Origin of the sequence: Rhodosalinus sp. (assembly GCF_041685465.1) — a bacterium.
In the GTDB taxonomy this organism is placed as follows: domain Bacteria; phylum Pseudomonadota; class Alphaproteobacteria; order Rhodobacterales; family Rhodobacteraceae; genus Rhodosalinus.
The window spans coordinates 1-7850 of the sequence record NZ_JAWLFS010000143.1 but is presented as its reverse complement, the minus strand read 5'-3'; the positions used below and the strand labels follow the sequence as shown (position 1 = coordinate 7850).

The 7850-nt window shown below is 69.3% G+C and carries 7 protein-coding genes; 4 read left to right on the top strand and 3 right to left on the bottom strand.

The features are described from left to right. From ACESL7_RS10350 to gloB, 3 genes are all read right to left on the bottom strand, one after another. The coding region (locus ACESL7_RS10350; protein ID WP_372893247.1) for a M23 family metallopeptidase at window positions 1-513 on the bottom strand (513 nt) is incomplete at its 3' end. Between the two features lie 75 nt (window positions 514-588). After that, window positions 589-2916, bottom strand: a complete 2328-nt coding sequence (clpA, locus tag ACESL7_RS10345; protein ID WP_372893246.1) for an ATP-dependent Clp protease ATP-binding subunit ClpA — start codon at window positions 2914-2916, stop codon at window positions 589-591. 167 nt (window positions 2917-3083) lie between these two features. Beyond that, the gene (gene gloB, locus ACESL7_RS10340) at window positions 3084-3851 is read right to left on the bottom strand and encodes a hydroxyacylglutathione hydrolase (protein ID WP_372893245.1); all 768 of its coding nucleotides are present in this window, start codon (window positions 3849-3851) and stop codon (window positions 3084-3086) included. Window positions 3852-3913: 62 nt separating this feature from the next. On the opposite strand from gloB, the gene ACESL7_RS10335 reads away from it, so the two are divergent. From ACESL7_RS10335 to ACESL7_RS10320, 4 genes are all read left to right on the top strand, one after another. Then, window positions 3914-4645 carry a methyltransferase domain-containing protein gene (locus ACESL7_RS10335; RefSeq protein WP_372893244.1) on the top strand — a complete coding sequence of 244 codons (732 nt, stop codon included), beginning with the start codon at window positions 3914-3916 and terminating at the stop codon, window positions 4643-4645. A 201-nt stretch (window positions 4646-4846) separates the two neighbouring features. Next, on the top strand, window positions 4847-5407 hold the full coding sequence (locus ACESL7_RS10330) for a F0F1 ATP synthase subunit delta (protein WP_372893243.1): 561 nt from the start codon (window positions 4847-4849) through the stop codon (window positions 5405-5407). Further along, window positions 5408-6946, top strand: a complete 1539-nt coding sequence (gene atpA / locus ACESL7_RS10325; RefSeq protein WP_372893242.1) for a F0F1 ATP synthase subunit alpha — start codon at window positions 5408-5410, stop codon at window positions 6944-6946. 32 nt (window positions 6947-6978) lie between these two features. Continuing rightward, window positions 6979-7850: F0F1 ATP synthase subunit gamma (locus ACESL7_RS10320; RefSeq protein ID WP_372893241.1), on the top strand; the 872-nt coding region annotated here is incomplete at its 3' end.

Here is a 7850-nt window from a genome sequence, read left to right as displayed (position 1 = left end):
CGTGTCCTCCGGCGGCGATCCGCAGGTGGCCTCGCCCTCCGGGTCGAAGGGATCGACGGCCGTGCCGTCGCGGCGGACGACCAGTTCGAGATGCGGAAATTCGGTGCGGCCGCTGAGGCCCACGGCGCCGAGGCGCTGCCCGCGCGCCACGCGGTCGCCCGGGGCGACGGCGATGGAGCCTTGCGCGAGGTGGCAGTACTGCGTCTCCCAGCCGTCGCCGTGGCGGAGGGCGACGCCGTTGCCACAGCCGCGCCCCTCGATCTCGGAGGCGCCGGCCTCGGACGAGATCCGGTCGGGCATCCCGTCGCGCACCGCGCGCACGGTGCCCGGCGCCGCGGCGGTCACGGGGACCGGGGCCGCGAGATCCGCGTGGGTGGGAAGGGCGAAATCGGTGCCGGTGTGCCCGTCGTAGGAGAGCGTGCCGCAGGCGTAGTCCCCTGCGCCCGGGCCGGGATCGTGATCGACATACTGCTGGATGTAGCAGCCCATGCCCTCGGGGCAGTCGAGGGGCATCGCAAGATCAAGCGCCCCCGCGGCCGGCACGGCCACGGGGGCGAGGGCGAGCGCCAAGGCTCGCCAGAGCATCGGTCAGTCGGCCGTCAGGAGCGGCGGCTTCTTCGACGAGAGGCGCGGCTTCGGCGTGCTCTCGATCTGCAGGTCGAGCTCGCCGTCCTTCACGGCGACGCGGACCACCCCGCCCTTGGCGAGCTTGCCGAACAGAAGCTCCTCGGCGAGGGGCTTCTTGATGTTCTCCTGGATCACGCGGCCGAGCGGGCGGGCGCCCATCTTGTCGTCGTAACCCTTCTCGGCGAGCCATTCGGCGGCCGATTCGGTCAGCTCGATGGTGACGTTGCGGTCCATGAGCTGCGCCTCGAGCTGGAGGACGAACTTCTCGACCACCTGCAGGATGACCTCCTTCGGCAGGGCGCCGAAGCTGATCACGGCGTCGAGGCGGTTGCGGAACTCCGGCGTGAAGGTCCGCTCGATCGCGGCCTGATCCTCGCCCTCGCGGCGGTCGCGGCCGAAGCCGACGGCGGCCTGCGCCTGCTCGATGGCGCCGGCGTTGGAGGTCATGATCAGGATCACGTTGCGGAAGTCCACCTGGCGGCCGTTGTGATCGGTGAGCGTGCCATGGTCCATCACCTGCAGCAGGACGTTGAAGACGTCCGGGTGCGCCTTCTCGATCTCGTCGAGCAGGAGCACGCAGTGCGGGTGCTGGTCCACACCGTCGGTCAGGAGCCCGCCCTGATCGAAGCCCACGTAGCCCGGCGGTGCGCCGATCAGGCGCGAGACGGCGTGCTTTTCCATGTACTCCGACATGTCGAAGCGCAGGAGCTCGACGCCCAGCGTATCGGCGAGCTGCTTGGCGACCTCCGTCTTGCCGACGCCGGTCGGCCCGGCGAAGAGGTAGTTGCCGATCGGCTTGTCGGGCTCGCGCAGGCCGGCCCGGGCGAGCTTGATCGAGCTCGAGAGCGCCTCGATCGCGGCGTTCTGCCCGAAGACCACGCGCTTGAGCGTGCCCTCGAGGTCCTTGAGCACCTCGGCGTCGTCCTTGGAGACGTTCTTGGGCGGGATGCGCGCGATCTTGGCGACCACGCCCTCGATCTCCTTCTGGCCGATGGTCTTGCGCCGCTTCGATTCGGCCAGGAGGTGCTGCGCCGCGCCGGCCTCGTCGATCACGTCGATCGCCTTGTCGGGCAGCTTGCGGTCGGTGATGTAGCGCGCGCTGAGCTCCACCGCCGTCTTGATCGCGTCGGTGGTGTATTTCACCGCGTGGTGCTTCTCGAAGTAGGGCTTGAGGCCCTTGAGGATCTTCACCGCGTCATCGACGGTCGGCTCGGTCACGTCGATCTTCTGGAAGCGGCGGCTGAGCGCGCGGTCCTTCTCGAAGTGCTGGCGGAACTCCTTGTAGGTGGTGGAGCCCATGGTGCGCAGCTTGCCGCCCTGAAGCGCGGGCTTCAGGAGGTTCGAGGCGTCCATCGCCCCGCCCGAGGTGGCGCCGGCGCCGATGACGGTGTGAATCTCGTCGATGAAGAGCACGCCGTCCCTGTGCTCCTCGAGTTCCTGCACCACGGCCTTCAGCCGCTCCTCGAAGTCGCCGCGGTAGCGCGTGCCGGCGAGCAGCGCGCCCATGTCGAGGGCGTAGATCGTCGTGCCCTTGAGCACCTCGGGCGTCTCGCCCTTGACGATCTTGCGCGCGAGGCCCTCGGCGATGGCGGTCTTGCCGACGCCGGGATCGCCGACGAGCAGCGGGTTGTTCTTGCGCCGGCGGCAGAGCACCTGGATGCAGCGCTCGACCTCGGTGTCGCGGCCGATCAGCGGATCGACGTCGCCCTCGCGTGCCTTGGCGTTGAGGTCGACGCAGTACTTGCCGAGCGCCGATTCCTTCTGATCGGTGGACTCGGCGGCGGCCTGCGCCTCCTCCTCCTGCTGCTCGCTGGCGCCGGTGACCGGGCGGCTCTCGCCGTAGGCCGGGTTCTTGGCGACGCCGTGCGCGATGAAGTTCACCGCGTCGTAGCGCGTCATGTCCTGTTCCTGCAGGAAGAAGGCGGCGTTCGACTCGCGCTCCGCGAAGATGGCGACGAGGACGTTGGCGCCCGTCACCTCGGTGCGGCCGGAGCTCTGGACGTGGATCGCGGCGCGCTGGATCACGCGCTGGAAGGCGGTGGTCGGCACGGCCTCCGATCCCTCGACGTCGGTGACGAGGTTCGAGAGCTCGTCGTCGATGAAGTCCACGAGGGTTCCGCGCAGCTCCTCGGTGTCGACATTGCAGGCCTTGAGCACCTTGGATGCTTCGGGCTCGTCGACGAGCGCGAGCAGCAGGTGCTCGAGCGTGGCGAATTCGTGCGACCGCGAGTTCGCCAGCGCCAGCGCGGAGTGGATGGCCTGTTCCAGCGTTGTCGAGAAAGACGGCACGGGTGTGCTCCTCTGGTCTGGGTCGGACGGGCGGAGGCCCCTCCGACCATGGGCTCGTAGTGTTAAAGTTTGGTCGAAGACGGGCGGTCTTCAAGAACTTTCTTGGGCGGGGGCATCACATCGCGTGAAGTGGGGCTCCGAAACCGGCGCGCCCGCCGCGCGGCGGCTCAGAAATTGTCCTTGCGGGTCCGCACGGCCGCGAAGACCTCCGCCGCGGGGGCGTCGGGCAGGCCGACGGTGTCGCGGATCTCGACACTTTCGGGGCGCAGGAACGGGTTGGTCTCCAACTCCAGCGCGAGTTCCGACGGCACCGTGGGCCGTCCCGCCGCACGCGCCTGCTCGCATTCGTCAATACGGGAGATAAGGCGGGCGTTGCCCGGTTCAACGGAGCGCGCGAACTTTCCGTTGGCCAGCGTGTACTCGTGCCCCGAGTGAATCATCGTCTCGGGGGGCAGCGCGGCGAGCTTCGTGAGGCTGTCCCACATCTGCGCCATCGTGCCCTCGAAGACCCGCCCGCAGCCGAGCGCCATCAGGCTGTCGGCGGTGAAGGCCGCGCGGCTTGCCGGGAAATGAAAGGCGATGTGCCCGACCGTGTGGCCCGGCACATCGAGCACGGTGCCGCGCTCGGCGCCGATCTCGACCGTGTCGCCCTCGCGCACCGCCGCGTCGAGCGGCGGCAGGCGGTGCGCGTCCGCCGCGGCGCCCACGACGCGGGGCGAGAAGCGCTCGGCGAGCGCGCCGAGCCCCTGCACGTGGTCGGCGTGGTGATGGGTCAGCAGCACGATGTCCGCGCGCCAGCCCCGTTCCCCGAGGGCGGCGAGGATCGGCGCCGCCTCCGGCACGTCCACGACCGCGGTTGTCCCGGTCTCCGGATCATGCGCGAGGAAGGCGTAGTTGTCCGACAGGCAGGGCACCGTGACGATATCGAGGGGCATGGCGTTTCGGTCCTCCGTTGCTATGCTCGGCGCAGCTTGGCCGATCCGCCCCGGGGCCCGCAATGCATCTGGACGTGCAGGACTTCAGAGAGTTCTATTACCGGAGCGCGCTCGGCCGGGCCGCTCAGGCGGCCGTGCGCGGTCAGCTGACCACGCTCTGGCCCGAGGCGAAGGGTCGCACCGTGGCCGGCTTCGGCTTCGCGGTTCCGCTGCTCCGGCCCTATCTCGGGGAGGCGCGGCGTGTGGTCGCGCTGATGCCGGGTCCTCAGGGGGTCATGCCCTGGCCGGCGGGAATGCCGAACGTCTCGGTGCTCTGCGAGGAGACGCTCTGGCCGCTGGAGACGGGGCATGTGGACCGCCTCGTCGTGATGCACGGGCTCGAAACCTCCGAACGTCCCGCCGCGCTGCTGGAAGAGGCGCGCCGCGTCCTGGGCCCCGGCGGGCGGGCGATGTTCATCGTGCCCAATCGCGCGGGGCTCTGGTCGCGTTCGGACGCGACCCCTTTCGGCTACGGCCGGCCCTATTCGCTCGGCCAGCTCGAGGCGCTGCTCACGGCGCACGACTTCGTCCCGGAGCGCCACGCCGCCGCGCTCTTCCAGCCGCCGACGGCGCGGCGCTTCTGGATGAAGTCCGGGCCGATGTGGGAACGCCTCGGCCGGCGTCTGCACATGCCGCTCGCGGGCGGCGTGGTGATGGTGGAAGCGGGCACGCGCCCGCCGGCGCGGCCGGGCGGGCTGAGCGAGCGCGTGCCGGAACGGGCCGGGGTGCTCGCGCCGGAGGCGAAGCCCGCGTGAGACACGCGCGGTGCCGCGCGGCCACCGGATATGCGGGGCGCAGCGCGGGCGAGCGGGAACGGGGCAAGAGGAGTTGCCCGCCGTGAAAGCCTCTGCTACACGCACCTCGATCTTGCGGCTCGGCGCCCGGCCGGGCACGACAACGCCCCCGGGCGGCACGCCCTGTGCCGGATGCCGGGGCATCAGAGCGGAAGGGTGGACGTGTCCGAATCTGCTTCGATTTCCTCCGGCATCGCGGCGCGCTATGCCACGGCGATATTCGAGATCGCGCTCGAGTCCGACGCGCTCGGCGATCTCGAGCGCGGGGTGGACGACCTCGGCGCCGCGCTCGACGCGAGCGCCGATCTGCGTGATCTGATCGCCTCGCCCGTCTATTCGCGCGACGAGCAGAAGGCGGCGATCCTCGCCGTCGCCGACAAGATGGGCCTGCCGCCCGCGCTGCGCAACGCCCTCGGGCTGATGGCCGAGAAGCGGCGGCTCTTCGTGCTGCCGGCGCTCGTCGGCCAGCTCCGCGCGCGCATCGCGCGCCACAAGGGCGAGGTCACGGCCGATGTCACATCCGCCCGGCCGCTCACCGACGCGCAGTCGAAAAAGCTGGCCGAGACGCTGCGCGCGCGGATCGGCAAGGACGTCAAGATCAACGCCGCCGTCGATGAGGATCTCATCGGCGGTCTCGTCGTGAAGGTGGGTTCCGTGATGATCGACAGCTCGATCCGCGCGCGCCTCGCGGCTCTCCAGAACGCAATGAAAGAGGTCGGATAGATGGGTATCCAAGCTGCCGAGATCTCGGCGATCCTGAAGGAACAGATCAAGTCCTTCGGCGAGGAAGCCGAGGTGGCCGAGGTCGGCCGCGTCCTGTCCGTGGGTGACGGCATCGCCCGCGTGCACGGCCTCGACAGCATCCAGGCCGGCGAGATGGTCGAGTTCCCGGGCGGCATCCGCGGCATGGCGCTGAACCTCGAGGTGGACAACGTCGGCGTCGTGATCTTCGGCTCCGACCGCGACATCGGAGAGGGCGACGTCGTCAAGCGCACCAAGTCGATCGTGGACGTGCCCGTCGGCGATGCGCTGCTCGGCCGTGTCGTGGACGCGCTCGGGCAGCCGATCGACGGCAAGGGCGAGATCGGGACCAGCGAGCGCCGCGTCGCCGACGTGAAGGCGCCGGGCATCATCCCGCGCAAGTCGGTGCACGAGCCGATGGCCACCGGCCTCAAGGCGATCGACGCCATGATCCCGATCGGCCGCGGCCAGCGCGAGCTCATCATCGGCGACCGCCAGACCGGCAAGACCGCCGTCGCGCTCGACGCGATGCTCAACCAGAAGAGCTACAACGACGCGGCGGGTGACGACGAGTCGAAGAAGCTCTACTGCGTCTACGTCGCCATCGGGCAGAAGCGCTCGACGGTCGCGCAGCTCGTCAAGAAGCTCGAGGAGAGCGGCGCGATGGAATACTCCATCGTGGTCGCCGCGACGGCCTCCGAATCCGCGCCGATGCAGTATCTCGCGCCCTACGCCGCCTGCGCCATGGCCGAGTATTTCCGCGACAACGCGCGCCACGCGCTCATCACCTTCGACGACCTCTCCAAGCAGGCCGTCGCCTACCGTCAGATGTCGCTCCTGCTGCGCCGTCCGCCGGGCCGCGAGGCATTCCCGGGCGACGTGTTCTACCTGCACTCGCGTCTCCTCGAGCGCGCGGCGAAGATGAACGACGACAACGGCGCCGGGTCGCTGACCGCGCTGCCCATCATCGAGACGCAGGCCGGCGACATCTCGGCCTTCATCCCGACGAACGTCATCTCGATCACCGACGGCCAGATCTTCCTCGAGACCGACCTCTTCTATCAGGGTGTGCGCCCCGCCGTGAACACCGGCCTCTCGGTGAGCCGGGTGGGCTCCTCGGCGCAGACGGCGGCGATGAAGTCGGTCGCCGGCTCGCTGAAGCTCGAGCTCGCGCAGTACCGCGAGATGGCCGCCTTCGCGCAGTTCGGCTCGGACCTCGACGCGGCGACGCAGCGTCTGCTGAACCGTGGCGCACGGCTGACCGAGCTGCTGAAGCAGCAGCAGTACTCGCCGCTCACGAACGCCGAGATCGTCGCGGTGATCTTCGCCGGCACCAACGGCTACCTCGACGAGCTGAAGGTGTCGGACGTCAGCCGCTTCGAGCAGGGGCTGCTCAAGCACCTGCGCGGCAAGCGCAAGGACATCCTCGACTGGATCGCCGACGAGGACCCCAAGATCAAGGGCGAGGCCGCCGACAAGCTGAAGGCCGCGATCGACGAATACGCGAAAGACTTCAGCTGACCTGATCCCCAGGGACAAAGGACCAAGGCCACATGCCGAGCCTCAAGGACCTCAAGAACCGGATCGAGTCGGTCAAGTCGACCCGGAAGATCACCAAGGCCATGCAGATGGTCGCGGCGGCCAAGCTCCGCCGCGCCCAGGAAGCCGCCGAGATGGCACGCCCCTATGCCGAGCGCTTCGCCGCCGTCATGGGCCAGCTCGCCGCGAGCGTCGGCGACAGCGACACGGCGCCGAAGCTCCTGGCCGGCACGGGCAGCGATCAGACCCACCTTCTGGTGGTGATGACCGCCGAGCGCGGGCTCTGCGGCGGCTTCAACGCCAACATCGCCAAGCTCGCGCGGCAGAAGGCCGAGGCGCTGACCGCCGAGGGCAAGACGGTCAGGATCCTGACCGTCGGCAAGAAGGGGCGTGACGCCCTCCGCCGTGACTGGAGCGAGCTTTTCGTCGGGCACGTGGACCTCTCCGAGGTCAAGCGCGTGGGCTACGGCGATGCGCAGCGGATCGCCAAGGACGTGCTCGACCGCTTCGAGGCGGAAGAGTTCGACGTTGCGACGATCTTCTTCTCGCGCTTCCAGAATGTCGTGACGCAGATCCCCACGGCGACGCAGATCATCCCCGCCCAGTTCGACGCGCCCGAAGCGGACGCCGAGAGCACGCTCTACGACTACGAGCCGGGCGAGGAAGAGATCCTCGCAGATCTGCTGCCCAAGGGCGTGGCGACGCAGATCTTCTCCGCCCTGCTGGAGAACGGTGCGTCCGAACAGGGCGCGCGGATGAGCGCGATGGACAACGCGACGCGCAACGCGGGCGAGATGATCGACAAGCTGACGATCGAATACAACCGCTCGCGCCAGGCCGCGATCACCAACGAGCTCATCGAGATCATCTCGGGCGCCGAGGCGCT